This is a genomic window from Acinetobacter sp. 226, from assembly GCF_048147925.1.
Classification (GTDB): Bacteria; Pseudomonadota; Gammaproteobacteria; order Pseudomonadales; family Moraxellaceae; genus Acinetobacter; species Acinetobacter pecorum.
Window position 1 is genome coordinate 70,361 of record NZ_JAYWYX010000007.1, and the last position, 26,762, is coordinate 97,122.

Below are 26,762 nucleotides of genomic sequence, written 5' to 3' on the forward strand. Positions count from 1 at the left end.
AATCCAATGATCCTAATTGCTACGTTACTCGAGCTTTTTGGATTCACCAAATTTTATTTGTCCGGATTGTAAAGTTTTAAGCCTGCTGAAATTTCAACTGACGTAACTGACGGGCATGCTGTAAAGTCGTTTCACTAATTTCCATACCCCCTGTCATTCTTGCAAGTTCCTGAATAATATTATTTTCTTCAAGATTGATAATGGTGCTGCTGGCAGGATCGGTCTGCTGTTTTTTCACCAGCAAATGATGATCAGACTGTGCTGCCACCTGTGCCTGATGGGTGATACACAAAATCTGTACATGCTGGCCCAGACCGGCCAGTAAACGTCCGACAATTTCTGCAGTACCGCCACTGATCCCGACATCAATTTCGTCAAAGACCAGAACTTCGGCTTCGGTTTTTTCCGCATTCATGACTTGCATCACCAGCGCAATACGCGACAATTCACCGCCTGATGCAACGCGAGCCAGCGGCTGAGCCGGAATGCCTTTATTGGCCGTGAAAAGCAGCTGTATAAAGCTCAGACCTTCACTGGACGGATGCTCCAGAGGCTCAAATTTAAACTCAAAATGCGCTTCAGGTAGCGCCAGCTGTTTAACCTGTTCAGTCAGTTTTTTAGCGAGTGGCTTAGCCGCATCACGACGGATCTGGTCTAGATGCTGGGCTTTGTGCAGGAACTCCTGATAAGAGACTTCGACCTGCTCAGCCAAGGTTTCCGGATCTTCCAGTTGCTGTAGCTGTTCAAGTTCAAGCTGCCAGGCCTCATATTCTTCTTTTAGTAATTCCGGCTGGGTGCGATATTTGCGCGCCAAACGATGAAAAATTTCCAGCGTTGAATTCAGTTCTTCCATACGTTCCGGATCAAAACTCTGCCGATCCATAAACTGGCGTAATGTTGCCGTTGCATCTTCGAGTTCACTCTGGGCATTTAGTAAAGAAGTATGAATCTGGGAAAGCTGTTCGCTACGACCGGCATGTGATTCCATGCGACGTAGAATGGAAGCCAGTTCTTGGGAAATATTCTGTTCGCCTTCATCCAGACTATTCAGGCTATAGACACAGTCCTGCATGATCGCTTCATGATGGGAAAGCCGGTCAAATTCCTGTTCAATCTCCTGATAATCCGTCTGAACAATTTCTTCCAGTTCTTCTAGCTGCAGTTCCAAGGTTTCCATGCGCTGCTTACGGTTCGCTTGTGCATCTAGCGCTGCCTGATGCTGACGAATATTTTTCTGCCAGGTGCTATAAGCGTCCCGCACTTCCTGAGCTGGTGCATAAAAATTGCTATAGCGATCCAGCCAGTGTTTTGGATAAGGTGGTTCCAGAAGTTGCTGCTGGCTATGCTGGCTATAAAGTTGAACCAGCAGACGCCCAATTTCTTTCAACTCTGACAGGCTGCTCGGACGTCCATTGATCCAGGCCTTGCTGCGGCCGGTAGCAAAAATTACCCGACGCAAATGAATTTCACCTGATTCATCATCCAGTTCATGCTCTTTCAACCAGGCTGCTTCAGGACTGTGCTCTTGGTAGCTGAAGCTGGCGGTGACATCTGCCTTTTCCGTACCATAACGCACATAATTGGTATCGGTTCGCTCACCCAGACAGGCAGACAATGCATCTAGTAACAGGGATTTACCTACACCGGTTTCACCGGTTAAAACGTTAAAACCTTTATCAATATCAATAGCAAGATGCTCAGCTAAAGCAAAATTGATCAGAGTTAAATGTGTCAGCATAAACGCATCCGGGCTGCGAAAAGTTTGATTGAAATAGCCTGATGTCGGATTGGGGGTCGCAACATGGCTGGGATTATTATAAATCAGGACGAATCAATTTCATTCTATCTTAAATTTTAAAGATTCATATATGCTTATTTCACTGTATTTTCGCAACAAGCTGACTCAGAAGTATGTTAATTCATTGCTGATTTTCATATTTTTGCCATCAATGTTCTCTAAGCTAATAGTTGAAATAAAATTATTTCAGCAGAAGGTGGTTAAGTCGAAACTGAAGCCGATATGCCAGCAAAATACAGGCCAAAACATGCTGCAACTAAAAGGGATTCAGCGATACAGAATATTTTATCGACGTCGATAAACTTCGATTGATTAGTTGAGGGTGCACATTTAAACTACAGCAATCAAAATATTACAAAATGCTTTATCTGGAGAAATCGCATGTCAGCTCAGTTTGATCATGTATCGGTACTTAAAAAATCTAATGTATATTTCGGCGGGTTGTGTATTAGTCACATTGTACAATTTGAAGACGGGACCAAGAAAACGTTGGGTGTCATTCTGCCATCAGAAAATGCCTTGACCTTTGAAACACATGTTCCTGAGCGCATGGAAATTGTTTCAGGTGAATGCCGTGTTCAGATTGGCGATAGCGAAGAAAGTGAGCTGTTCCGTGCCGGTCAGTCTTTCTATGTACCGGGCAATAGCCGTTTTAAAATCGAAACCGATGATGTGCTGGACTATGTCTGCCATTTTGAAGGTTAAGTCCAGATTCAAGATCAGTGTAAACCGGGCAAGAAATTTCAGTGCGAATCGGTTAAACTAATCAGCTACAGAAATCCTGTGAAGTCAGCTTTACGGGATTTTTCTTTTGTATATAACTAATCTAGAGGTCGTTCATGGCAAAACCTGAATATTTTTATGGCGTACATTCAGTGGAGTCATTGTTAGAGCTTGAGCCTGAACGTGTCTTGACATTATTCACTCTCAAAGGACGCGATGATCAGCGTTTAAAGCGTGTACTGGAACTGGCTGAACCGTTTGGAATCAGTGTGCAGCAAGCCAGCCGTGACAAACTGGAAAAATTGGCCGGCCAGCCGTTTCACCAAGGCGTGGTCGCTGCGGTACGTGCACATCCGACACTGAATGAAAAAGATCTTGAATCACTGTTGAGCGCAAATCCTCAAGCGTTGTTATTGGCTCTTGATCATATTACCGATCCGCATAATCTCGGTGCCTGTATCCGTACGGCCGCTGCAATGGGCGTTGAGGCAGTGATTGCGCCACGTGATCGTTCAGCCACCCTAACTCCGACAGCACGTAAAGTGGCTGCAGGTGGTGCGGACAAAGTCAAATTCATTCAGGTGACCAATCTGGCGCGTACTTTGGGTCAAATCAAAGAAGATTTTAATGTTCGTGTGGTCGGTACCATGCTGGATGAAAAAGCACTACCGATCCAGAATTTTGATTTCACCGGTACCGGCGTCTGTGTGGTGATGGGTGCGGAAGATACTGGCCTGCGTCCAATCACGCAAAGCCAATGTGATCAGACCGTGTATATTCCGATGGCAGGCAATCTGCAAAGTCTGAATGTCAGTGTGGCTACAGGTATGGCGCTGTATGAAGCCTGCCGTCAGCGTAACCTTTAATTGATGATGACATTGTCAGACCGTACGCAAGGCTATGTTTTTTTAGTTGTTACCATGTGCATCTGGGGCGGTTTTACCTTAACGGCCCGCCTGAATGCGCTTTGGCAGATCAGTGCCTGGGATATCGTGGCCTTGCGTTTTTCTCTGGCATTCCTGATTCTGATGCCGATCTTGCTTTATCGTAAAGAGGCCGCTTTTTTACTGAAAAAAGAGCCTTTTATTTTAGCGATGATTGGCGGGGTGATTTATTGCCTGTTTGCCTATAGTGCTTTTCACTACGCACCTACCGCCCATGCTGCAATTTTCTTGAATGGCTGTATTCCGATCTGTACCGCGATTATGGCTTTTTTTCTGATGGGGCAGGCTTTTGATAAACATACCTGGGCCAGCCTGATCATTATGATCGTAGTACTATGCCTCATGAGTATGCTGATGTATCGGGAAACTGGTGTGGCCTTTGGGGCAGGGGACGGGCTGTTTTTTATCAGTGCCATACTTTGGGCGATTTTTACCGTTTTATTGCGTAAATATCAGCTAACTGCATGGCAGGCAATGTGTGGGGTCGCGATCTGGTCGGCAGTGATATATGTGCCGATTTATCTGCTATTTTTACCGAAAAATTTGAGTGTGCCTGAACCCAAGCATTTACTGTTTCAGACCATTTTTCACGGCATATTTGTGGTGATTATTGCCACTTTAAGCTATGTAGAAGCCATCAAGCGTCTTGGTGCATTTAAGGCAGGCAGTATTACCAATCTTGCACCTTTTATTGCGGCAATTCTGGCTGTACCTTTATTAAATGAAACTTTAAGTCTGGCCATGGTCTGTGGCCTGATGGGTATGGCAGTTGGGGCCTTACAGCCGTGGCGCTGGTTACAGCATCAGGACAGTCTGAGCCGAAAATTGGCAGAACAAAAAAAGCAGTCTTAATCAGACTGCTTTTTTTATGCTTCAGCTGGCTGCCATGTTTAAATATTTTTGATGTAATGGTCTGAGATGAGCATAGAGATGATCCAGATGACCATCATTTAGGACAATATCATCGGCCATGGTCTGCTTTTGTTCGCGGGACATTTGTGCGGCAATGATATTGCGAATTTGTTCGATATTCTGGCCATCACGTTGTGAGGCTCGCTCAATTTGCAGTTCGATGGTGGCATCAATCAGCAAGGTATGCTGGGTGAGTTCGTGCTGATTGGTCTCAAATAGTAGTGGTGAAACCAGAATGGCATAGGGACTTTGCGCAGCATGTAGTTGCTGGATAATGGAAGTGCGAATTGCTGGATGGGTAATACTTTCCAGGGTCTTGCGTGCTTCAGGAGACTGGAAGATATATTCACGCAAGGCACGCCGATTCAGTGAGCCATCGGCAAGCAGTACCCAATCGCCAAAAGCCTGCTGAATCTGGGTAAGTGCAGGCTGCCCGATTTCAACCACTTCACGTGCTACCACATCGGCATCGACTACCGTGATCCCTTGTGCTTCAAACCACTGACTGGCAGCAGACTTGCCACTGCCAATCCCACCGGTTAAACCGAGTACAAATTTCAATTTATTGACCTAAATACACTTTCATAATTTGTTCACCCCAAAGAAAAGCAATCCAGCCGGCAATCGCAATATAGGGACCAAAAGCAAAAGGCTGATTTTCCTTGCGGACTTTTAGCAGAATGATACCGATAATCGCACCTACTAGGGAAGACAGCAACACAATTAAAGGCAGTAATAATGGACCCATCCAGGCACCCAAAGCCGCTAGTAATTTAAAATCGCCATAACCCATGCCTTCTTTACCGGTGATGATTTTAAACAGGTAATACACTATCCATAGACACAGAAAACCAATGATATAGCCCCAGATGGCAGAGCTTGGGGAGGTATAGAGTGCATAACTATTTAACCCCAGACCTAGTGCAGCCAAGGGCAGGGTATAACGGTCAGGTAATAGCTGGGTGTCAAAATCAATAAAGGTTAGCGCAATCAGTACATAAGTCAGGATCAGACCAAACAGCATTTGTAGGGTAGGGCCAAATACTGCTACGACAAGCAGTGCACAAACTGCCGTCAGCATTTCAACCAAAGGATAACGGATGCTGATAGGATTCTGGCAGTTGCTACATTTTCCGCGCAGGACCAGCCAGCTGATAACTGGGATATTCTGGTACCAGCGGATTGGCTGATAACATTTAGGGCAAGTCGAAGCGGGTTTGCTTAAACTTAATTTCGCTTCATCAATCACCGGCTGTTCTGGATGCAAAAACATCTGGCAATCGGTACGCCATTCCTGTTCCATCATCTTGGGCGTGCGGTAAATCACTACATTTAGAAAGCTGCCGATACATAAACTAAAAAGCCCAACTGCGATATACAACGCCGTTGGGTTTTGAATAAAATATTGAATAAGATCTTGCATTAAACCACAGAACCCATTTGGAAAATTGGAAGGTACATGGCAATCACTAGACCACCGACAAGCACACCGAGAACAGCCATAATTAACGGCTCCATCATCGAAGTTAAGCCGTCCACTGCATTGTCGACTTCATTTTCATAATGCGTAGCTACTTTGTCCAGCATGGCATCTAGCGCACCTGACTCTTCACCAATTGCGACCATTTGGATGGCCATGGAAGGAAACTTGTTGGTGACCCGCATAGCAAACTGCAGCTGTTGGCCTGTGGCAACATCTTCACGAATTTTCATCACAGCATCTTCATATACGACGTTATTGGTTGCGCCCGCAGTAGATTCCAGTGCATCAATCAAGGGCACACCAGCTGCAAAAGTGGTGGCCAAAGTACGACTATAACGGGCAATAATCGCTTTATATACCAGATCACCAAAAATCGGTGCCTTAAGCGCTGCTTTATCCAGAAAATCGCGAAATTTCTTGCTACGTTTTTTGGCTTCAAGAAAAGCAGTAATGATGGCTCCAATGGCAATAATCAGCAGGAACCAATATTTTTGCATCCAGTCCGACATATTGACCACCATCTTGGTAAAAGCGGGCAAGTCTGCGCCAAATGAAGAGAATAAATCCTGGAAAACCGGGACCACTTTGACCATCAGAATAATGGTAACAATCAGGGCGACCACAACAACTGTAGCTGGATATTTCATGGCCTTTTTGATTTTTTGCTTGAGTAATTCACTTTTTTCTTTGTAAATCGCAACACGATCAAGCATGGTTTCAAGAGCACCCGACTGCTCGCCTGATTCCACTAGCGAACAGAATAATTTATCGAAGTATTGTGGGTATTTACGCAGTGCTCCAGCGAAAGTGTTACCCCCTTCGACTTCCCCTTTAATTCCCAGTACAACTTCACGCATGGATGGGTTTTCCAGACCTTCTGCAACAATTTCAAAGCCTTGTACCAGCGGTACTCCGGCTTTCATCATGGTCGCCAACTGTCGGGTAAAAATTGTAATATCCAGTGTCGAGACTTTTTTCTTCATCAAGCCTTCAAGGATATTTTTTTTCTTTTCCCGAATGGTTTTTATGCTGATGCCTTGTTTCCGAAGGGTGACCTTGGCCAGAGCCATATTTTTTGCTGGCAATTCCCCCTTGATCTTTGCCCCTTTACGATCAATTCCTTCATAGCTGAAGATCGGCATCATCTGGCCTTTCTTTACTGCTGCCATACCTTTATCCTTATTTTAGATCAGCGCCCGATCATTCGCTGGTGACACGATTGACTTCCTGTAAAGAAGTCACCCCCTGCATCACCTTGACTAAACCTGACCGGCGTAAATTGTTAAAACCTGCACGTGCGGAAGCATCGGCAATTTCAAGTGCATTGCCGTCCTCCATAATAATTCTGGAAATTTCGGGTGTTACTTTCATAACTTCATAAATACCCACACGACCCTTATAGCCTTCGCGACATTCATTGCAGCCCACCGGTTCATAAATTTGGAACTCAGGTTGCTGCAAGTCGGTTTCGGTAAAACCCATCTCCAGTAAGCTTTGTTTCGGAATATCGGCAGATTTTTTACATTGTGAACACAACCGACGCGCCAACCGTTGTGCAATAACCAGGTTGACTGAAGTGGCAATATTGAAAGAAGGCACCCCCATATTGCGTAAACGGGTCAAAGTCTCAGGTGCACTATTGGTATGCAGTGTCGACATCACCATATGACCGGTCTGCGCCGCTTTAATCGCAATCTCTGCAGTTTCCAGATCTCGGATCTCACCGACCATTACGATATCCGGGTCTTGACGTAAGAAGGACTTTAGTGCAGCAGAGAAGGTCAGGCCGACTTTATTATTGACATTGACCTGATTAATCCCTTGCAGGTTAATCTCGACCGGATCTTCCGCTGTCGAAATATTGGTATCTTCACGGTTTAAAATATTCAGACCGGTGTAAAGAGAAACTGTTTTACCGGAACCCGTCGGGCCGGTGATCAGCAGCATCCCTTGCGGTTTGTCCAGCGCCTGCATAAACAGTTCTTTTTGTTCCGGTTCATAGCCCAGAGCATCAATCCCCAGCATCGCGCTGGATGGATCCAGAATACGCAGTACCAGCTTCTCGCCAAACAGGGTAGGGAGAGAGTTGACACGGAAATCAATGGCTTTGTTTTTGGATAATTTTAGTTTGATTCGGCCATCTTGCGGTACCCGTTTTTCTGAAATGTCCATTTGCGACATAACCTTAAGACGTGAAGACAAGCGGTTTGCGAGCTGTAAGGGCGGGGTTGCAATCTGACGTAGAACGCCATCGACCCGGTAACGTACCCGATAGATTTTTTCATAAGGTTCAAAGTGTAGATCTGAAGCCCCCATACGGATCGCATCAATCAGCAATTTATTAATATATTTGACAATCGGGGCTTCTTCACCCTTGTTACTGTCATCCTCTTCTTTATTCGGATCAGCAGATTCGACATCAACATTCAGATCAAAGTCTTCATCGAATTCAAAAGTGCTTTCTTCGGTAAAATTCTGCTCGATCAGTTTTTCAAGTTTATTGTGTTCAACAATAATGGTTTCAATGTTGAGTTTGGTGGAAAAACGGACCGCATCAATTGCTTCAATATTGGTCGGGTTACTGATGGCAATATATAAAATACTGGAATTTTTAAAAATTGGCAGGATGCGATGCTTGGTAATCAGCTTCTCGTCAATGATATCCCGCAGGATTTGAGCAGGGTCATAAACACTGATATCAAATAGCGGTTCTCCGAATTCGACTGAAATCGTTTCGGCAATGACGGTGGGAGAAAGCTGTTGCTGGTTAATCAGCTCGGCCACAATATCTATTTTTTCCTGCTTGGCATGCGCCAAAGCACTGCGCATATCTTCAGCCGAGATTACGCCTTCCTCGACCAAACGACGAATAAATCCGGTAAATCTCGGCGACCCCTGTAAAGCTGTCATGCTATAAATGCCTACTCATCAAATTTTTTTAATTACTATATTAAAATTATACGTTTGTTACGTAAAAATGCCATAGCAAAGAGTGCTGCCACCTTCCTCATATCCAGTAAAACTATGAACTGGTTAGAAGAAGTCCCTATTTTTTTAAGTGATAACAAAAAATAACCATTTAGGATAGTCTAAACCGAGAATGAGTGATAAGAAAACTATTCTTTTAATTTTCCAATTCCGTGTAGAATGTGCCCAATTGAAAATATGTAAATGAAATAGGTTAATTATGTCGGTTTCGACGATTACCCCTTGGGTGATAGGTAACTGGAAAATGAATCCGGTGCAGGCAGAGGCATTGAGCTTGGTGCGTGGTCTTAAGAGTTTACTGGAAACAGCACCAATCTCTGAGGGTAAATGTCATCTGGGTGTGGCGCCGATGGCTATTGCGTTAAGCCAGATTCAGGCAGAACTGTCATCCGCTTCTCGTCCTATTTACACTGTAGCGCAAGATGTTTCACGTATTTCAGGAATGGGCGCCTACACCGGTGAAGTTAGTGCTGAATTACTCGCAGACAGCCAAATCCAGTATGTACTGGTAGGTCATTCTGAGCGCCGGGAAATATTTGCTGAAAATACTGACATTTTAAATGCTAAAATCAAGCATGCTTTAAGTGCTGGTTTGACGGTAATTTATTGTGTAGGTGAAAGTCTGGAACAACGTGAAGCAGGGCAGGCGGAAGCGGTCGTATTGCAGCAGATTTGTGATATTGCTGCTGTAGTGGATGCTGATCAGTGGAAAAATGTCGTGATTGCCTATGAACCGATCTGGGCAATTGGAACCGGTAAAACTGCTTCTCCTGAAGATGCGCAAGCCATGCATGCACAAATCCGTCAAGGTTTAAGCCAGATTACGGGCTATGGCGAGACTATGGCGATTTTATATGGTGGTAGTGTCAAGCCGGAAAATGCAGTAGAGTTAGCAGCCTGCCCGGATATCAACGGGGCATTGGTCGGTGGTGCATCACTCAATGCTGAGTCATTCCATAAAATTGCTCAGGCATTTGCAAATACACAATAATTAGGAGTTCGGCATGCAAACTTTTGTGCTGGTAGTACATATTATCTTAGCTGTTTTGATGATTGTCTTGATTTTGGTTCAGCATGGTAAAGGTGCAGATGCTGGTGCCTCTTTCGGCGGCGGCGGTGCAGCAACAGTATTCGGAGCATCAGGTTCGGGTAATTTCATGACCCGCTTGACTGCGATTTTTACTGCGCTGTTTTTCGTAACCAGTCTGACTTTGGCGGTTCTTGCCAAGAAGCAAACAACAAATGCGTATAGTTTGTCATCAGTCCAGTCCGCACCGACTGCGCCGGTACAACCGGTTGAAACTTCACCAACTGCACCAAAAACGGCCGAATAGTTTTAATTAGTCCTTTCTTTTTTTGAGTGATGCGACTAGAATGCGTCACAGCTGCGGTGGTGGTGGAATTGGTAGACACGCTACCTTGAGGTGGTAGTGCTTTCGGGCGTGGGGGTTCAAGTCCCCCCTTCCGCACCAACTTATAATCCAGAAATTTAAGTTGGTGTATGCAGCTGAAAAACTTCTATTGATGCGGGATGGAGCAGTCTGGTAGCTCGTCGGGCTCATAACCCGAAGGTCGTTGGTTCAAATCCAGCTCCCGCTACCAATCAATCCTTTTTAAAGACGCAAACTTTTAAGAGGCAGCTTAAACCAGTATTAAGCTGAGAAATATAATTTGCATGTTGTTGCGGGATGGAGCAGTCTGGTAGCTCGTCGGGCTCATAACCCGAAGGTCGTTGGTTCAAATCCAGCTCCCGCTACCAATCTTTTAAAGATGCAAACTTTAAAAGCAGCTTGGAATATTAAGCTGAAAGTTTTTTGTACGCTGATGCGGGATGGAGCAGTCTGGTAGCTCGTCGGGCTCATAACCCGAAGGTCGTTGGTTCAAATCCAGCTCCCGCTACCATTTTTTCAGCGACAGATCACAAATATACAGAATGATGCGGTTTTGATTGAAAAGATCTCATTTTTTGTATATAATTTTTGCACGTTGATGCGGGATGGAGCAGTCTGGTAGCTCGTCGGGCTCATAACCCGAAGGTCGTTGGTTCAAATCCAGCTCCCGCTACCAAGTTTCTAAAAGAGGCTCACAACAAGGTGGGCCTTTTTGCACAGTGGGATTTGAAAAAAGTCTTAAACTGTGCAGTAATTGGGGCGATTTACGCCCTTTTTTATTGGCTATCGTGTAGTGTCGACATTATTTGATCAAATCTCCATGTTTCACTACTACTATAGTTTGTATTGGTTTGTAGTGGTCAAATAGATCATAAAATCGCACCAGATGACGAGAGTAAATGAAGCTATCAAATAAAACTCAAGCACTTCAGGACTTGATTGCACCGGCAGTTGAAGCCTGTAATGTAAACCTTTGGGGGATTGAGTTCCTGCCACAAGGGAAACGTTCGTTATTACGTATCTATATCGACAAACCAGTCGATGAGAGCGTTGCACCAGTCGTCAATGAAGATGGTGAAGAAGAACAGGGTCGTGGTATTGGCGTTCAGGATTGTGTGCGTGTCACGCAGCAAGTGGGTGCAATGCTGGATGTTCATGATCCAATTTCAGGTGAGTATTCACTTGAGGTTTCATCACCAGGCTGGGACCGTCCTTTTTTCCAGCTTGAGCAGATGTCAGGTTATATTGGTCAAACCGTAGCACTACGATTGATCAGCGCAGTAGATAACCGTCGCAAATTCCAGGCAAAACTGGTTGCTGTCGACCTGGAAAGTGAAATGGTTCAGGTTGAAGTGGAAAAGCAGCAGGTATTGGAGATCGACAGTCACAATATTGATAAAGCAAATTTGGTCTTCCAAGATTAATTTAATAAATAAGAATTTGAACGCATAGGTGACGTATGGCACGTGAAATTCTGACCGTCGTTGAAACGGTTAGTAACGAAAAAGGTGTACCTCGTGAAGCGATCTTTGAGGCGCTTGAGCAAGCTTTAGTTGCAGCGACAAAGAAAAAATTCTACGAAGGTACAAATTCGGAAGAAGCACGTTTACGTGTGGAAATCGATCGCAAGACAGGTGACTATCGCACTTTCCGTCAGTGGGAAGTGGTTGCAGATGAAGATCATGAAATGCCAGCTTGTCAGGATGCGATTTCTGACGTTGATCCTGCAAAATGGTCAATTGGCGACATTCGTGAGCTGGAAGTTGAATCGATTGATTTCGGTCGTATTGCGGCACAAATTGCCAAGCAAGTGATCGTACAGAAAATTCGTGAAGCAGAACGTGCACTTGTGGCAGATGCTTATGAATCTAAAGTCGGCGAGTTGATCTACGGTGAAGTGAAAAAACAAACCAAAGATGGCTTTATTATCGACTTAGGTGACAATGCCGAAGCTTATCTTGCCCGGGAAGAAATGATTCCGAAAGAGATTCTTCGTCCGAAGCAGCGCGTAAGTGCAATTCTTTATAGCGTGAACCGTGAAGGTCGCGGTGCGCAATTGTTATTGTCGCGTGCCAAGCCTGAAATGCTGATCGCATTGATGAAGAAAGAGATCCCTGAGATTTCTGAAGAAATTATTGAAATTAAAGCTGCAGCTCGTCAACCGGGCGTGCGTGCCAAGATTGCAGTAAAAACCAATGACCACCGTATTGACCCGGTGGGTGCTTGTATTGGTATGCGTGGTACCCGAATTCAGGCTGTACAGCAAGAGCTCAATGGTGAGCGTATTGATGTCGTAGTCTGGTCGGATGATCCTGCGCAATATATCGCAAGTGCATTGGAACCAGCAGATGTATCGAGTATTGTCATCGATGAAGATGCACGTACTGCTGATATTATCTTTGCTGCCAGCGATCAGTTGGCACGTGCAATTGGTTCACAAGGTCAGAACGTTCGTCTGGCATCAGAACTGACTGGCTATAAGCTGGACATGATGCTGGAAGAGGAATACTACGCCCGTCAACAAAACGAAGCGCAACAATATCTGGACATGTTTGTACAACGTCTGGATATCGCTGAAGATTTGGCGATGGCATTAGTAGAAATGGGCTTCACCTCGCTTGAAGAAATTGCTTACGTCCCGGCAGAAACATTCGATGAAATCGAACTTGATGCTGAACTAGTTGAATTATTGCAAAGCCGTGCGAAAGAAATTGCACTTGCTGATGCATTACAACAGCAAGAGAATATCCAAGCGCCAAGTGAAGAACTTGTTGCAATGGAAGGCATGACAGCAGAGATCGCGCAAGCTCTAGCAGCTCGTGGTGTGGTAACCGTGGATGATTTAGCAGATCAGGCAACCGACGATATCGCAGATATTGAAGGTTTGGGTGCTGAGAAAGCGGGTCAACTCATTATGAAAGCGCGCGAATCATGGTTTAACTAGGAGGTAGTATATGACGGACAAGTCAATTAAAGAGTTAGCCCTCAGCGTGGGTCGTCCAGTTGAGAAGCTCCTAGAGCAGGTTCGTGAGGCAGGTTTACCACAGCGTAAAGCTGACGATATTATTACCACCGAACAACAAGATAGCTTGATGAGCCATGTGAAAAAATCACAAGGTTCAGAGAGCCAAGCAGGGCAAATCACGTTGAAACGTAAAACGACCAGTACGGCTAAAGTAGCCAGTACTTCAGGTAAGGCAAAAACAATTAATGTAGAAGTTCGCAAGAAGCATACATTTGTTAAGCCAGATCCAGAACAGATCAAAGCAGAAGCATTGGCGAAAGCCAAGGCTGAGCAACAGGCCAAAGCTGCGCCTGAGCAGAATACAGCGCAAGCTGCTGCTGAAGCTCCAAAAACTGGCGTCAATAATGCCAGTAAAGCGCTAGAAGCGATGCGTGCTGCTGCAAAGCAAACCAGTGACAAGCAGGAAGTTTCTAAAGCTGCAGTTGTGGTAAAACGCAAATCAACCAATAAACCGATTGTAAAACAAACGGTTAAGCAAGTAGAAACAGCTGAACAGAAAAAACTACGTGAAGCGGAAGCAGCAAAATTAAAAGCTGTTGAAGAAGCAGCACGTCGTAAAGCGGCTGAAGAAGCGCAGCAACGTACGCTTGAACAAATGCGTCAAATGGCGACCAAGTACTCTGCTGAAGATACCACTGCAACCATTCGTGTTGTTGATGATTCTCCTCTGGCAGCCGGTCTTGTTGGCCAGGCATATGAAGACTCTTTTGCCAAAGAAGACCGCGAAATCAAACGTGGTACCAATACGCCGAGCGCGCGTGCACCGAAAAAAGGTGGCCGTCGTGGTCAGGAAGAGCAAAGCTTCAGCAAACAGCCTAAACGTGGTTTAAAAACCAGCCAGGGCAACAAGCATGGTTTCGAAAAACCTGTGAAAAAACAGGTTTACGATGTTGAAATCGGTGAAACGATTGTAGTTGCTGACTTGGCTGCGAAAATGGCAGTTAAGGTTCGCGAAGTGATTAAATCACTCATGAAAATGGGTGAGCTAGTAACTCAGAACCAGGCGATTGATCAGGAAATTGCTGCACTTGTGGTTGAAGAAATGGGCCATAATCCGGTACTGGTTTCTGATACACAAGCTGAAGATAACTTGCTGGAAGCAGCTGAAGAAGCACGTGGTGCGCAAACCACTCGTGCGCCTGTTGTGACTATCATGGGTCACGTTGACCATGGTAAAACATCACTGCTTGACCGTATTCGCCGTGCCAAAGTGGCTCAAGGTGAAGCGGGCGGTATTACCCAGCATATCGGCGCTTACCATGTAACTACCGATAAAGGTATTATTACTTTCCTTGATACTCCGGGACACGCAGCGTTTACTGCGATGCGTTCACGTGGTGCCAAAGCGACTGATATCGTGGTACTTGTTGTAGCAGCAGATGATGGTGTGATGCCACAAACTGCAGAAGCAATTGATCATGCGCGTGCTGCAGGTACGCCGATCATTGTTGCGATCAACAAGATGGATAAAGAGTCTGCTGATCCAGACCGTGTTCTGAATGAATTGACTGCTAAACAGATCGTGCCTGAACAATGGGGCGGTGATGTGCCGGTTGCCATGGTTTCAGCCCACACGGGTCAAGGTATTGATGAGCTGCTGGACCTGATTTTGATTCAAGCAGAAATGTTAGAGTTGAAAGCATCTGAAGAAGGTGCTGCGCAAGGTGTGGTTATTGAAGCACGTGTAGATAACAGCCGTGGTGCTGTGACTTCTATTCTTGTTCAAAACGGTACCCTGAAAGTGGGTGACCTGGTACTTGCTGGTTCGTCTTATGGTCGCGTACGTGCGATGACAGATGAAAACGGTAAACGTATCAAGTCTGCTGGTCCTTCAATTCCGGTTGAAATTCTGGGTCTTCCAGAAGCACCAATGGCGGGTGATGAAGTTCTTGTGGTCAGCGATGAGAAGAAAGCACGTGAAGTTGCTGATGCGCGTATGGACCGTGAACGTCAAAAACGTCTTGAGCGTCAATCTGCAATGCGTCTTGAAAATATCATGGCATCTATGGGCAAGAAAGATGTGCCTATCGTCAATGTGGTACTGAAGACTGATGTACGCGGTACGCTGGAAGCCTTGCATGTAGCACTTGCTGAACTTGCAACAGATGAAGTGAAAGTACGTATTATCGGTTCAGGCGTTGGTGCAATCACCGAGTCTGACGTAACACTGGCTGAATCTTCAGAAGCAGTTCTGCTTGGCTTTAACGTACGTGCGGATAATGCAGCACGCCAAAAAGCCGATGCGGACAATATCGACATTCGTTACTACTCAATCATCTATCAATTGATCGATGACGTGAAAGCAGCAATGAGCGGTAAGCTTGCACCTGAACATCGTGAAACGATTCTGGGTGTTGCACAGGTACGTGAAGTATTCCACTCAAGTAAATTCGGTGCGGCTGCAGGCTGTATGGTGCTTGAAGGTGTATTACATCGTAACAAACCGATTCGCGTATTACGTGATGACGTGGTTGTGTTCCAGGGTGAGCTTGAATCTCTTCGTCGCTACAAAGAAGTGGTTGAAGAAGTTCGTGCCGGTATGGAATGTGGTCTTGCGGTGAAAGGCTATAAAGACATCAAACCTCTCGACAAGATCGAAGTGTATGATGTTCAACTGATTAAACGGAGTCTTTAATGGCGGGTAGTCAACGTCTGAAGCGTATGGCGGATACAGTACAACGCGAGTTGTCAGAACTGATCCGTCAGGAGCTGAAAGATCCACGCTTAGGTGGTCTGGTGACCATCTCTGCGGTGAAGGTGAGCCCAGACCTGGGATATGCGGAAGTTTATGTCACTGTAATGGGACGTGAACTTGGCGACGAACAGAGCGAAGCGGCAAATAAAGAAACTCTGGATGTATTAAACAAAGCATCCGGTTTTCTGCGCCATGAACTGAGTCGTCGTATTAAAACCCGTATTACGCCTCGTCTACGTTTCCATTATGATAAGACCAATGCATATGGTAACTATATGTTTGGTTTGATCGCTGAAGCTGTGAAGGACTTGCCTGAAGCAGAAGCAAAAAAAGACGATGAATAAGTCTTAACACAATAAAAAAGCCACCCAAAGGTGGCTTTTTTATTGTCTGGTTGTATCAAAAATTAAGCTACTGATAGACCAATCTAAAAATAGTCTGGATTAAGTGAGATCATCATCTTTATGGTTCATTTTTTTCTCATAAAAAGCACGGCGACGTGAGCGCTGCCAAGGCAGAGGGCGTTCCAGCGTTTCCGGAACCTCGCCACTCAAAGAGCGTAAACGCAAATGCAATGCAGCCTGTGCCATCAGATTGGCAGATACCGGTGCGGTAATGAAGGCGAACAGGGTGATGAGCACTTCAGCAAAACCGAAACGGCCATATATGGCCGAGAACAGAATTGAAGCCATCAAAAAGCTGCCCAGGCCCAAAGTACTGGATTTGGTCGGGGCGTGCAGACGCATAAACAGATCGGGCAGACGGACCATACCGATCCCGCCGACCAGCATAAAGAAAGCACCAATCAATAAAAAAATCGACACCAGTATTTCTAAAATTAAGGACATTTAAAAACTCCTAGTCGATCACATGGCCAGTGGTGAAATAACGTGCCAAGGCTGCAGTCGAAACAAAGCCAAGCATCGCAACCAGTAAGGCCCCTTCAAACAGGAAGCTGCTACTCCAGTAAATCCCTAAAATGACAATCAGACAGGTGGCATTCAGGAACAGGGTATCGAGTGCCAAGAGCCGGTCAACGATAGAAGGGCCAGTGATGAGCCGGATCAGGCAGAGTAACATCGAGACAGTGATAGCACCCAGGCAAATCATTAATGCATAAGGCAGAATAGTCATGCTTTTTCTCCTGTCTGTGCGCTGAAAATTTCAATCAGAGGCTGTTCGTAGCGCTGTTTGATCGTTTCGATTTCTGCTGCTTCATCCTCTGTGCTTAAGGCATGAACCAGAATATCACCACGATCCTGATCAATGCCTGCAGATACTGTACCGGGCGTTGTAGTAATGATCATTGCCAGCAAGGCATTGACTTCCTCATGCTCGGTTTCCAAAGGCACGCGAAACCATTTCGGATGCAGGTTCTTGGTTGGACCAAGTACCAGTTTTGCGACTTTAATATTGGCTACTACAATATCCCAAACCACGACAAAGAACAGGCGCAGGGCAGGAGCCCACTGCATATTCGGGGTATAGTCAATAAAAGGTGCAACCATTTTCGGAATGACAATCGCCAGAACCAGCGCGAAAAGCAATGTTCCAGCTTCCAGATTATGTGCCAGCAGAATCCAGCTTAGCCCAACGATCACAGAAACCAGCGGATGCGGGAACCAACGTTGCAGGAATGATACAGCCATTAAGGTCCCTCCACCGGTTTAAGTTGATTATCATCATATCTGTTTTGTTCAACATACTGCTGATCAATCTGGCGTTGCTTGAATTCAGAAATGTTTTCACCTTCCAGAGTGGCTTCCGAAATCGTATAAGGAACCAGATGTGCATTCGGATCGACTGTCTCACCACCGTACTTGGTTTCAGGTAAATAGCTTGGATCAAAAGGTTGCACACTGATAAACTGGCCTTCTGCATCGCGTTTTAACAAGGCAGCTTCATAAACCGGATTATTTTTAATCTGTTCTGCAGTCTGATAATTATATTGATAGATCGGTCCGGCAAACACCACATAGGCAGTCAGGCCAGCAAGCAATAGATAGATTACACGATCATTACGTGCGGGTGCCTTACTTGGTAGGGCTTCGTATTTGTGAAAATCTTCAGAATTAAGGTCATCCTCAGGTCTGGTCGAACGCCAGAACAGCACGAAACCAACCCGGGTAAAGGCCAGAATACTGAGGAAGCTTACCAATAAAATGGTCAGGATAATAATCATCTGATAGTCTGAATTGGCAGAAGCCTGCAAAATAAAGACTTTACCGAAGAAACCACTAAACGGTGGCAGGCCGGCCATCATCAAGGCAATGATGAAATAGACAATCGAAACCAGCTTGTTCTGTTTCATCAGTGGCGCGATTTTAAAGTGATCCTTAAATTCGCCGCGCTGTGAGGTAATCCAGCCTGACAGGATATAAAAGGCTGCGCCAATCAGGGTACTGTGCACCATATAATACAATGCACCGGCCCAGGCTGCAGTTGTATTCATGCCGATTGCTACCAGAATTGTTCCGACTGAAGACAGCACCATAAAGCCGATAAAACGGCGCAGACGTTCTGTGCCGATTGCGCAAATCACGCCATAAACCGACGTAATCAGACCAATCACCAGCAGGCAATTCATCAGGATCTGGTGGCTGTATTCATCATCAAAAACAGTTCCATTAATCCGTAAAATTGCATACACCCCGACTTTGGTCATGATGGTAAAGAGTGCTGCCACAGGTGTGGTGGCTACGGCATAGGTTTTGGGTAACCAGAAGCCAAGCGGTAGCATCGCCGCTTTAATTCCGAACACGACAAACAGCATTAATCCACCAGCAACCGCCAGCTTGTGCTGATCTTCAGCGAGGGTAGGCATCAAGCGGGCCACATCTGCCATATTCAGACTGCCGACACTGCCATAAATCATCCCGAGTCCAATCAGGAATAGGGCAGAAGCAAACAGATTAATGGTGACGTAGTGGATTCCCAGCTGGAAACGGGCCTTGCCTTGTCCATGTAGCAGTAGTACATAGGATGCCATCAACAAGATTTCAAAAAACACGAACAGGTTAAACAGGTCACCGGTCAGGAAGGCACCGGTCAAACCCATGAGCAGGAAATGCACCATGGCATGGAAATAACGCCCACGCATATCCCATTCTTTACTGGCATACCAGAGCACCGGCACTGCAAGGGCATAGGTCAAAACCAGCATCATCGCAGAGAGCTGATCGAGAACCAGTACAATACCAAAAGGTGCGACCCATTCGCCCAGCGTATAAACATTGATCTGACCCTGATTACTGTCTACTAAATAGCTGACAGCAATGATCAGGCCCAAGATACTCGAGACATAGCTGATACCCCGACGCCAGGGCTGACGCCAGTCCGTCACCAGAGAGCCTGAACCCGGGTTGCCTAAAAGAACCAGGACAAAAGCGGTAAAGGCCGGTAAAAGAATACTGAAAATAGGGGTATGTTGATTCCAGAAATTGAGAAGATCAGTCATTAAGGCTCATCCTCGCGCGGGTCAAGATTTGGTATTTCTTCTTTGGAGTCAACGTGGTCTGTTCCTGATTCGTAGCGGCTACGCAATGCCAGTTGGACAATAAAGGCAGTGGTGGCAAAGCCAATCACGATGGCTGTCAGCACCAGTGCCTGAGGAAGGGGATCGGTCACTTTCGAGGCTTCAGTCAATACTGCAGGCGAATTCATCTGAATTCGGCCCATGGCAAATAAAAACAGGTTGACTGCATAACCAATCATGGCGAGACCCAACACTACCGGGAAGGTACGGGCACGCAGGATCAGATAAATGCCTGTGGCCGTCAGCAGGCCAATCGCAGAGGCTAATAAAAATTCTAAACTGATCATTCTATTATCCTCTTGGTACAGGGCCAGTCATGCTTGAGTGACGTGAATCGCCTAAGACTGAAATCATCAGCATCGTTGCACCCACAACAGTGACATAAACGCCAACATCAAACAGCGCAGCCGAAGCCAAATGCATTTCTCCAATCATTGGCGGAGAGACATAGATATGTGCACTGGTCAGGAATGGACGTGACCAGAACCAGGCCGCGACACCGGTCAAACCGGCAATGGTTAAGCCGACTCCAATCCAGATTTCATAGAGACGGCCAGATTTGGCCCCCAGCAACTGTTCGGTTTTATCCTGCCCCACTGCGATATATTGAATAATAAGTGCCAGTGAGGTGACCAAGCCTGCAATAAATCCACCGCCTGGCAAATTATGGCCACGCATAAAGATGTACAGGCTGACCACCAGTGCTACAGGCAAGATCCATGATGCAGTAATACGTAACATCAGGGGTGAAGGATTAAAACGATAGGTCAGACCCTGGGTGATAGTGGCGCCATGGGCACGCATTCCATCCATCAGGCTAAGTACACCAATCGCGGCAATTCCAAGTACGGTAATTTCGCCAAAGGTATCGAAACCACGGAAGTCGACCAGAATCACATTCACCACATTGGTGCCGCCGCCCAGTGGAATCGACTGTTGCAGGAAGAACCATGAAATGGAATTATGATCACGGGTCATGATCAGCCAGGCAATTGCCGCAATTCCAAGACCGCCACCTATTGCAATAATGGCATCACGCCAGCGACGGGTCGGACTCGATTCATACGGTGTTAACTGAGGCAGTAAAGATAAACTCATCAGTAGCAGAACCGTGGTGACCACATCAACCGTAATCTGGGTCAATGCCAGATCGGGTGCCGAGAAACCGATAAAAACCATGGTGACGACCAGACCAACTGCACCGCTAATCAGTACGGCTTTAATCCGCTCATGATGGAACCACAGCAGCATCCAGCAGGCAGAAAACAGGAGTAACCACAAGATAATCGCCAGAGCAGGGGCGTGGGTCAGTTCACGTGTACCCGTGCCCACCGCATTGTTCACCAGTGGGAAACTGACCAGTGCGACAGTAAAAATCACGATCCACAATAAATAGCTTTGTAATTTGCCATTTTCAGTGGCACGGCGGAAACGGCGTGAATTCAGCAGCAGATTTTTCAAAAACAGCTCGAATAATACCCGGCCCTGCAAGCGGCCCAGTTTTGGATCCAGGTCGATTTCGCGTAAGGTGCCACCTTTGGCAAGAGAAAAATAGAAGATGACTCCGCCAACGAGGGCTATCACGCTCATCAGCAGCGGCAGGTTGAAGCCATGCCATAGTGCCAGATGAGTGCCTTCAAAAGCAAAATCCTGAGTCGATGCCCGGGTGGAGCTGTTTACAATTTTTTCAACCAGAAGTGCCGGGAATATACCCACCAAAATACACAAGATTGCCAATAAGGTTGCGGGTGCACGCATGCCAAACGGAGGTTCATGTGCATCTTTATTCGGAACCTGCTTGCCTAGCGGACCATCGAAAAATACCCCATGCACCAGTCGAGTAGAATAGGCGACTGCAAAAATCCCGGCCAGTGTTGCGACAATGGCTGAAACGACCATGACCGGACCACTCAAGTTCGCGACCAGTTCGGTAAAGAACATTTCCTTGGACAGGAAGCCATTGGTCAGTGGCACACCTGCCATAGCCGCCGCCGTAATCATGGTCAGGGTAGCGGTATAGGGTAGCAGTTGCCATAAGCCTGACAGTTTGCGCAAGTCACGTGTGCCCGATTCATGGTCGATAATTCCGGCAATCATAAACAGGGCCGCTTTAAAGGTGGCATGGTTAATAATATGAAAAATTGCAGCTGCAACCGCCAGAGGAGAACCGATCCCAAGCAGACACATGATCAGGCCTAAATGGCTGATGGTTGAATAGGCGAGTAAGCCCTTCAGGTCTTCCTTGAAAATGGCAAAAAAAGCGGCCATACATAGGGTAAACAGACCGACAAAGGTTACAATATTATGAAACAGTGCAGCACCGACGAAGATCGGTAGCAAGCGTGCGACCAGAAATAAACCGGCTTTGACCATAGTGGCCGAGTGTAAATAGGCCGAGACAGGTGTCGGCGCAGCCATGGCATTCGGTAACCAGAAATGGAAGGGAAACTGCGCACTTTTGGTAAAAGCACCGAGTAAAATCAGCAAGAGAGCCGGTACAAATAAAGCATGTGACTGAATCTGTTCGGTCATCGTCAGGATTTGATCAATCTGGTAGGTACCAGTGATTTGACCAAGCAGGATAAAACCACCCAGCATGGCCAGACCACCCAGTCCAGTAATGGTCAGAGCCATACGTGAGCCACGTTGCGCAGCTTCGTAATTGCTCCAGTAACCCACTAGCAGGAAAGATGAAATACTGGTCAATTCCCAGAAAACCAATAAAAGAATCAGGTTATTTGACAATGAAATCCCGAGCATAGCTGCCATAAACAGCATCAGCAGAAGATACAGCTTGCTCAGCGAATTTTTGGGATTCAGATAATAATAGGCATAAATATAAATCAGCGTACCAATCCCGCTGATCAGCAGGGCAAACAGCAGTCCCAGGGAATCCAGACGAAAACTGAAATCAATACCCAGCTGCGGCAGCCAGGACCAGGTCTGGGTAATCACTGCGCCATCAAATATGGCAGGCGCCTGACTCAATAATAATAAGAAACTGCTGAGGCTGACACCAATTGCCCCTAAAGCCGTTACCTCGCGCGAAAATTGCTTCAGCCACGAGACAAGGGTTGTGCCTAATACTAACGGTAACAATATAATAATCGGCAGCACACTCGTATCCATTGTCGTGATTTAGGCTGTGACCAACCTAGGGTGAATCTTTATCTTCCAAGGACTACAGGATCACAAGGAGCGATCCAAACTTCTCAATCTTGAAAGCCAAAAGAATATTCAAAAAGAATATAAAACAGTTGTATTGCGCAACTTATGAACGATAGCAAATTCCGATTTTACAATGAAATTCGCAAATAAATCCGATCATATTACAGGATAACAACAACATCAACGTTTTTATGTGGAACTTATAAATTATACGTGAGCTTGGTTTTAACCGCAGAGGGATGCTTAAACAGATCATCCAGAAGTGACCGAAAATTAAGATTAGATCTCAGCCATTGATTGTAAATATAAATAAAAACAGGGTTTCTTATGCTGGGGAAACTGCCTGACTTGATATTTTTCTTTTCAAGCCTCTCTATATCAGGTCCCCAAAATGTACTTGGTTATTTTTGAGTTTTCGGGGAGTTTTATCTATATAAACATTTTCTAATGGCTACTAGGTACCTACCTAAATCTGTTTCATGAGCTTAAGCAGACTGGAAAATGGCCAGGCTATTTTTGCTAAACAGAGTAATTATCATGAATAAAGTACTTCGATGGACGTTACTTTAGTCCCATGTTGTTCACATCTATATTTACATCTTAACCGGCTGCCTGGCGGAGCGACTGCGGCATTTTGATTTTCAGTTGCTGAATCAGGTCATAAATGTGATGAATATTTAAACTCACTTTGGCACGGGTACAGGCCACATAAAGTAATCTTAATTCTTCATCACTAATTTTATGGTCTTTTTCATTCAGCTTGAATTGATAGTCATCTTCAATATGAACCCGATCCCACTCCAGACCTTTGGCTTTGTGCGCCGTGGAAATAATATAGTCAGCCTGGGCAATCGGGGTAATTTTAGCCAGGGCTTTTTTCAGCGGATCGGTGCCATGCTCGTCCACCAGTTTGACCAGTGGCTTGATGTCACTGCCTTCATTGGTTTCACAGTATTCATGGACATCATGCCAGGAGTTAAACCAGGCCAGTTCCGGCACATCAACCACACGCTTGCCCTGTTTTAGTATAGCAGCCGCATCGACAAAGCGATTCAGTTTGACATGATCGGCCTGCAGGCTGACTTTGTCACCGCGTACCAGTCCGGCCAGTAGCAATTCCATGGCCCGGGCATTGGTCCGACATAAAATTGCATCACGCATTTTGGTATGCGGTTTATTCACGACTTTAGAATCTAACAACGGATTGCCCAGCAAAGGCACAGTCTCATTGAGGGCACCTAAAATGGCATTGGCATTCAGGGCAATTTCAGGACCAAAACGAAATGAGGTGGTCAGACGTGATTCAGGCAGAGGCAGTTGCTGCATGGCATTGACTGCACCGCGCCAGGCATAGATCTGCTGATGCGCATCTCCGACATAAATCACTTGGGTGCTGCGCTGTTTCAGTAGAATTCCCAGCATTAAGGGATCGGCATCCTGAGCTTCATCGAATAGCACATAATCGGCCGGAATATTCGGCTCAGACAGTGCCCAGAGTTTCAGGTAAATGTCATGACCAATGCCGGCCTGATGATTTGGATCAATCGACTCTAGCCAGCGCCGTTCGACTGCCGGATAAAGCTTCTGCTGCAAGGTCTCGATATCATCCGGATGTAGCCAGCTTGGCGCCTGAATATGCCGCGGGGCAGGATACTGCGAACTGGTCGAACAGAAATAGCCGACCGCATTGGCGACCAAGCTTGCCAGTCTTGATGGCATCAAGACATATTTCTCATAGCGTCCGCCCATCATGCGGCGCATAGTCATCGGTTCAAGCCGGTACTCTTTGGCAATAAAACTCGGACTCAAGCGTGGCAGACGCAGCTTGTCGGTCACTCCACGTGGAACACTGCGAAATGCCAGCGAGTGAAAAGTCCGGCAATCCACGCCCCGGTGGAACCTGGCCTGCGCTTCACTGGCAATGGCTTTGTTAAAGGCTAGATACATGCCACGTCTTTGCGGCATGGCATCACTGATCATTTGCAGGGTAGTCGTTTTACCTGTACCTGCATAGGCAATCACCTTAAAGGATTTGCCCAGACGTGCGTTATCAATGGCAGTCGCCTGCTCATAGGTCGCGGTCGGTTTTTTTAAATCAGACACAGATGAATTCAAGGCTTAATGCTGACGGTTGGCTTTTTCAACCAGACCAGACAAGCCTTGGCGACGTGCCAGTTCATTTAATACCAATTGCACATCCAGGTCGAAATAACCGAGCATGACGATGGTATGGAACCAAAGATCTGCCACTTCATAGATCAGATCATTTTTATGGTCTGCCGAAGCATCCTGATCAAAGTCTTTGGCTGCCAGCACAGTTTCAAAGCTTTCTTCACCCACTTTTTCCAGAATCTTGTTCAGGCCTTTATGGTAGAGCTTGGCTACATAAGAGGAATCCGGATCGGCCTGTTTGCGTTCTGCCATCATTTGTCCCAGATAAGACAAGACTTCGACCTGTTCAGATTGGGCGGTTGATGCTTCCATCGCCAGCGTATGCGGATTCGTAGATTTTTCGCCATAAATCGCAGATGGATCTTTCAGCTGTGCATCGACAATTTCCCAGCCATTTGGCGTGAGTTTGCGATAGAAACATGATTCGCGACCGGTATGGCAGGCGATACCGCCATGCTGTTCAATTTGCAGCACAATCACGTCGGCATCACAGTCCAGACGGATTTCATGTACAGTCTGAAAATGTCCTGATTCTTCACCCTTATGCCATAATTTGTTGCGTGAACGGGAGAAATACACTGCCTGATTTTTTTCGGCAGTTAAAGCCAATGCTTCACGGTTCATCCAGGCCACCATCAACACACGTCCAGTTTGATGATGCTGGGCAATGGCAGGGACTAATCCTTGTTCGTTAAATTTTACTTCATCGAGCCATTGCACATTGTTCATAAGGGTTTCCATCATTTCAATCAAAATATAAAAATACGGATAGGAAATATCCGCTGATAGTGTACGTGATCTCGCAGCATTTGCGGCAAAAATCTGTGTTGATCAGGACAGGCTGTGTCGTGGTTTTTTAAATCCGTCCACTTTATTTCAGATCTTGCAAAAATGAGACAGAGAAAAGCCGCCTAGTTGGCGGCTCGTATTGCGATTCAATTATCCGTATGAAAAATTACCAGTGTTCGCCCGGGAACAGACGCGCATATGCTTTCTGCACCAAGTTCAATTTTTGTGGTTGGCCCACAGATGCACTTGAACTTGGGAACAGGTTGAAACCAATGGACATCAAGACATTGTTGATATCTGGCGCAATGGAATAGGTAATGGATGCCAGACGACCCAAACCGGTCGCGACTTTCTTCGGGCGCTTCATGATTGCATAGGCAATCAGGTCGGCCGCCTGTTCTGGAGAAAGCGTTGGAACATATTTATAGATTTTGGTCGGTGCAATCATCGGGGTACGCACTAAAGGCATATAAACCGAGGTGATTGCAATTTTATGCGCATGTACTTCAGCAGACAGGCAGCGGCTAAAGGCATCCAGCGCAGCTTTTGATGCAACATAGGCTGAAAAGCGGGTCGCATTGGCCAACACGCCAATTGAACTGATATTGATGATATGACCCGCGCGGCGAATCATCATTTGTGGCAGGATATTCATGACCAGACGCACCGCACCAAAATAATTCAGCTGCATGGTACGCTCGAAATCATGGAAACGATCTACCGATTCATGTACGGCACGGCGAATCGAACGGCCTGCATTATTAATCAGGATATCAATATGGTCGACTGAAGCAATGATCTGCTTGGAGACTTCGTCAATCGCTTCCATATTGTTTAAATCACATGGAAATATCGAGGCTTTACCGCCTTTTGCTTCAATTTCTGATTTTACTTGTTCTAGGGTTTCTTGAGTACGGGCTACCAGTAAAACATGGGCACCTGCATCGGCTAATTGATGTGCTGTGGTTAGGCCAATACCGCTGGATGCACCAGTAATCAGCACGGTTTTACCTGCAACACACTTTTCCAGTTGTTTGAGTAGTCTAGTTTTCACGTTTGTTATCCCTAATTTGAAGTCTGCGTTCAAATTATTTTTATTAAAGGTCTATGGCGCTCTAACAGAAGACGAGAGCGAAGGT

The 26,762-nt window shown here is 46.0% G+C and carries 23 protein-coding genes and 5 tRNA genes; 14 read left to right on the top strand and 14 right to left on the bottom strand.

Annotated elements, in window-relative coordinates:
- Positions 1–76 precede the first annotated feature (76 nt).
- Entirely contained in the window at positions 77–1,738 is a 1,662-nt protein-coding gene (recN, locus tag VXP95_RS04560) for a DNA repair protein RecN (RefSeq protein WP_416706299.1), read from the bottom strand.
- A gap of 441 nt (positions 1,739–2,179) precedes the next feature.
- On the opposite strand from recN, the gene VXP95_RS04565 reads away from it, so the two are divergent.
- From VXP95_RS04565 to VXP95_RS04575, 3 genes are all read left to right on the top strand, one after another.
- Entirely contained in the window at positions 2,180–2,503 is a 324-nt protein-coding gene (locus VXP95_RS04565) for a pyrimidine/purine nucleoside phosphorylase (RefSeq protein WP_004281089.1), read from the top strand.
- Positions 2,504–2,637: 134 nt separating this feature from the next.
- Positions 2,638–3,387 (top strand): 23S rRNA (guanosine(2251)-2'-O)-methyltransferase RlmB, encoded by a 750-nt coding sequence (gene rlmB, locus VXP95_RS04570; protein ID WP_005101440.1) that lies wholly within the window; start codon positions 2,638–2,640, stop codon positions 3,385–3,387.
- 6 nt (positions 3,388–3,393) lie between these two features.
- Positions 3,394–4,317, top strand: coding sequence for a DMT family transporter (locus VXP95_RS04575; RefSeq protein WP_413772523.1), 924 nt, complete (start codon positions 3,394–3,396; stop codon positions 4,315–4,317).
- 21 nt (positions 4,318–4,338) lie between these two features.
- On the opposite strand, the gene coaE is transcribed toward VXP95_RS04575, so the two are convergent.
- From coaE to pilB, 4 genes are read right to left on the bottom strand one after another with little or no spacing between them, the layout of a single operon-like run.
- A complete protein-coding gene (gene coaE / locus VXP95_RS04580; protein WP_191730922.1) occupies positions 4,339–4,938 on the bottom strand; it encodes a dephospho-CoA kinase in 600 nt (199 codons plus the stop codon).
- Between the two features lies 1 nt (position 4,939).
- Positions 4,940–5,800, bottom strand: a complete 861-nt coding sequence (locus tag VXP95_RS04585) for a prepilin peptidase (RefSeq protein ID WP_416711553.1) — start codon at positions 5,798–5,800, stop codon at positions 4,940–4,942.
- Positions 5,800–7,029 (bottom strand): type II secretion system F family protein, encoded by a 1,230-nt coding sequence (locus VXP95_RS04590; RefSeq protein ID WP_416711554.1) that lies wholly within the window; start codon positions 7,027–7,029, stop codon positions 5,800–5,802. The genes VXP95_RS04585 and VXP95_RS04590 overlap by 1 nt, the downstream gene beginning before the upstream one ends.
- 31 nt (positions 7,030–7,060) lie before the next feature.
- Positions 7,061–8,770, bottom strand: a complete 1,710-nt coding sequence (pilB, locus tag VXP95_RS04595; RefSeq protein ID WP_416711555.1) for a type IV-A pilus assembly ATPase PilB — start codon at positions 8,768–8,770, stop codon at positions 7,061–7,063.
- Between the two features lie 277 nt (positions 8,771–9,047).
- Here pilB and tpiA point away from each other — a divergent pair, with 277 nt between their 5' ends.
- The 11 genes from tpiA (at position 9,048) to VXP95_RS04650 (ending at position 16,303) form a co-directional block, all read left to right on the top strand.
- A complete protein-coding gene (gene tpiA, locus VXP95_RS04600; protein ID WP_416681618.1) occupies positions 9,048–9,839 on the top strand; it encodes a triose-phosphate isomerase in 792 nt (263 codons plus the stop codon).
- Positions 9,840–9,852: 13 nt separating this feature from the next.
- Positions 9,853–10,182 (top strand): preprotein translocase subunit SecG, encoded by a 330-nt coding sequence (secG, locus tag VXP95_RS04605; RefSeq protein ID WP_064094630.1) that lies wholly within the window; start codon positions 9,853–9,855, stop codon positions 10,180–10,182.
- A gap of 53 nt (positions 10,183–10,235) precedes the next feature.
- A tRNA-Leu gene (locus tag VXP95_RS04610) sits at positions 10,236–10,320 on the top strand.
- Between the two features lie 53 nt (positions 10,321–10,373).
- A tRNA-Met gene (locus tag VXP95_RS04615) sits at positions 10,374–10,450 on the top strand.
- Positions 10,451–10,530: 80 nt separating this feature from the next.
- Positions 10,531–10,607, top strand: a tRNA-Met gene (locus tag VXP95_RS04620).
- Positions 10,608–10,673: 66 nt separating this feature from the next.
- Positions 10,674–10,750: transfer RNA gene (locus VXP95_RS04625), tRNA-Met, on the top strand.
- An 88-nt stretch (positions 10,751–10,838) separates the two neighbouring features.
- Positions 10,839–10,915: transfer RNA gene (locus VXP95_RS04630), tRNA-Met, on the top strand.
- Between the two features lie 223 nt (positions 10,916–11,138).
- A complete protein-coding gene (gene rimP, locus VXP95_RS04635) occupies positions 11,139–11,663 on the top strand; it encodes a ribosome maturation factor RimP (RefSeq protein ID WP_416680949.1) in 525 nt (174 codons plus the stop codon).
- A gap of 35 nt (positions 11,664–11,698) precedes the next feature.
- On the top strand, positions 11,699–13,183 hold the full coding sequence (nusA, locus tag VXP95_RS04640; protein WP_064094628.1) for a transcription termination factor NusA: 1,485 nt from the start codon (positions 11,699–11,701) through the stop codon (positions 13,181–13,183).
- A gap of 10 nt (positions 13,184–13,193) precedes the next feature.
- The gene (gene infB, locus VXP95_RS04645; protein WP_416680948.1) at positions 13,194–15,899 is read left to right on the top strand and encodes a translation initiation factor IF-2; all 2,706 of its coding nucleotides are present in this window, start codon (positions 13,194–13,196) and stop codon (positions 15,897–15,899) included.
- Positions 15,899–16,303, top strand: a complete 405-nt coding sequence (locus tag VXP95_RS04650; protein WP_064102366.1) for a ribosome-binding factor A — start codon at positions 15,899–15,901, stop codon at positions 16,301–16,303. Before infB ends, VXP95_RS04650 begins: the two co-directional genes overlap by 1 nt.
- A 99-nt stretch (positions 16,304–16,402) precedes the next feature.
- Here the strand turns inward: VXP95_RS04650 and VXP95_RS04655 are convergent, their stop codons facing one another.
- From VXP95_RS04655 to VXP95_RS04695, 9 genes are all read right to left on the bottom strand, one after another.
- Positions 16,403–16,807: a Na+/H+ antiporter subunit G gene (locus tag VXP95_RS04655; protein WP_064094625.1), complete on the bottom strand. Its 405-nt coding sequence runs from the start codon at positions 16,805–16,807 to the stop codon at positions 16,403–16,405.
- 10 nt (positions 16,808–16,817) lie between these two features.
- The gene (locus VXP95_RS04660; protein ID WP_064094624.1) at positions 16,818–17,093 is read right to left on the bottom strand and encodes a monovalent cation/H+ antiporter subunit F; all 276 of its coding nucleotides are present in this window, start codon (positions 17,091–17,093) and stop codon (positions 16,818–16,820) included.
- Positions 17,090–17,608 carry a Na+/H+ antiporter subunit E gene (locus VXP95_RS04665; protein WP_416680947.1) on the bottom strand — a complete coding sequence of 173 codons (519 nt, stop codon included), beginning with the start codon at positions 17,606–17,608 and terminating at the stop codon, positions 17,090–17,092. Before VXP95_RS04665 ends, VXP95_RS04660 begins: the two co-directional genes overlap by 4 nt.
- Complete coding sequence (locus VXP95_RS04670) at positions 17,608–19,416, bottom strand: monovalent cation/H+ antiporter subunit D (protein ID WP_416680946.1); 1,809 nt, start codon at positions 19,414–19,416, stop codon at positions 17,608–17,610. Before VXP95_RS04670 ends, VXP95_RS04665 begins: the two co-directional genes overlap by 1 nt.
- Positions 19,416–19,781, bottom strand: coding sequence for a Na+/H+ antiporter subunit C (locus VXP95_RS04675; protein ID WP_004281114.1), 366 nt, complete (start codon positions 19,779–19,781; stop codon positions 19,416–19,418). The genes VXP95_RS04670 and VXP95_RS04675 overlap by 1 nt, the downstream gene beginning before the upstream one ends.
- A 4-nt stretch (positions 19,782–19,785) precedes the next feature.
- On the bottom strand, positions 19,786–22,623 hold the full coding sequence (locus tag VXP95_RS04680) for a monovalent cation/H+ antiporter subunit A (protein ID WP_064094621.1): 2,838 nt from the start codon (positions 22,621–22,623) through the stop codon (positions 19,786–19,788).
- 639 nt (positions 22,624–23,262) lie between these two features.
- Positions 23,263–24,765 carry a UvrD-helicase domain-containing protein gene (locus tag VXP95_RS04685; RefSeq protein ID WP_144723582.1) on the bottom strand — a complete coding sequence of 501 codons (1,503 nt, stop codon included), beginning with the start codon at positions 24,763–24,765 and terminating at the stop codon, positions 23,263–23,265.
- A 15-nt stretch (positions 24,766–24,780) separates the two neighbouring features.
- Entirely contained in the window at positions 24,781–25,563 is a 783-nt protein-coding gene (gene hisIE, locus VXP95_RS04690) for a bifunctional phosphoribosyl-AMP cyclohydrolase/phosphoribosyl-ATP diphosphatase HisIE (RefSeq protein ID WP_416680944.1), read from the bottom strand.
- A 226-nt stretch (positions 25,564–25,789) separates the two neighbouring features.
- The gene (locus VXP95_RS04695; RefSeq protein WP_064094618.1) at positions 25,790–26,677 is read right to left on the bottom strand and encodes an SDR family NAD(P)-dependent oxidoreductase; all 888 of its coding nucleotides are present in this window, start codon (positions 26,675–26,677) and stop codon (positions 25,790–25,792) included.
- Positions 26,678–26,762 lie beyond the last annotated feature (85 nt).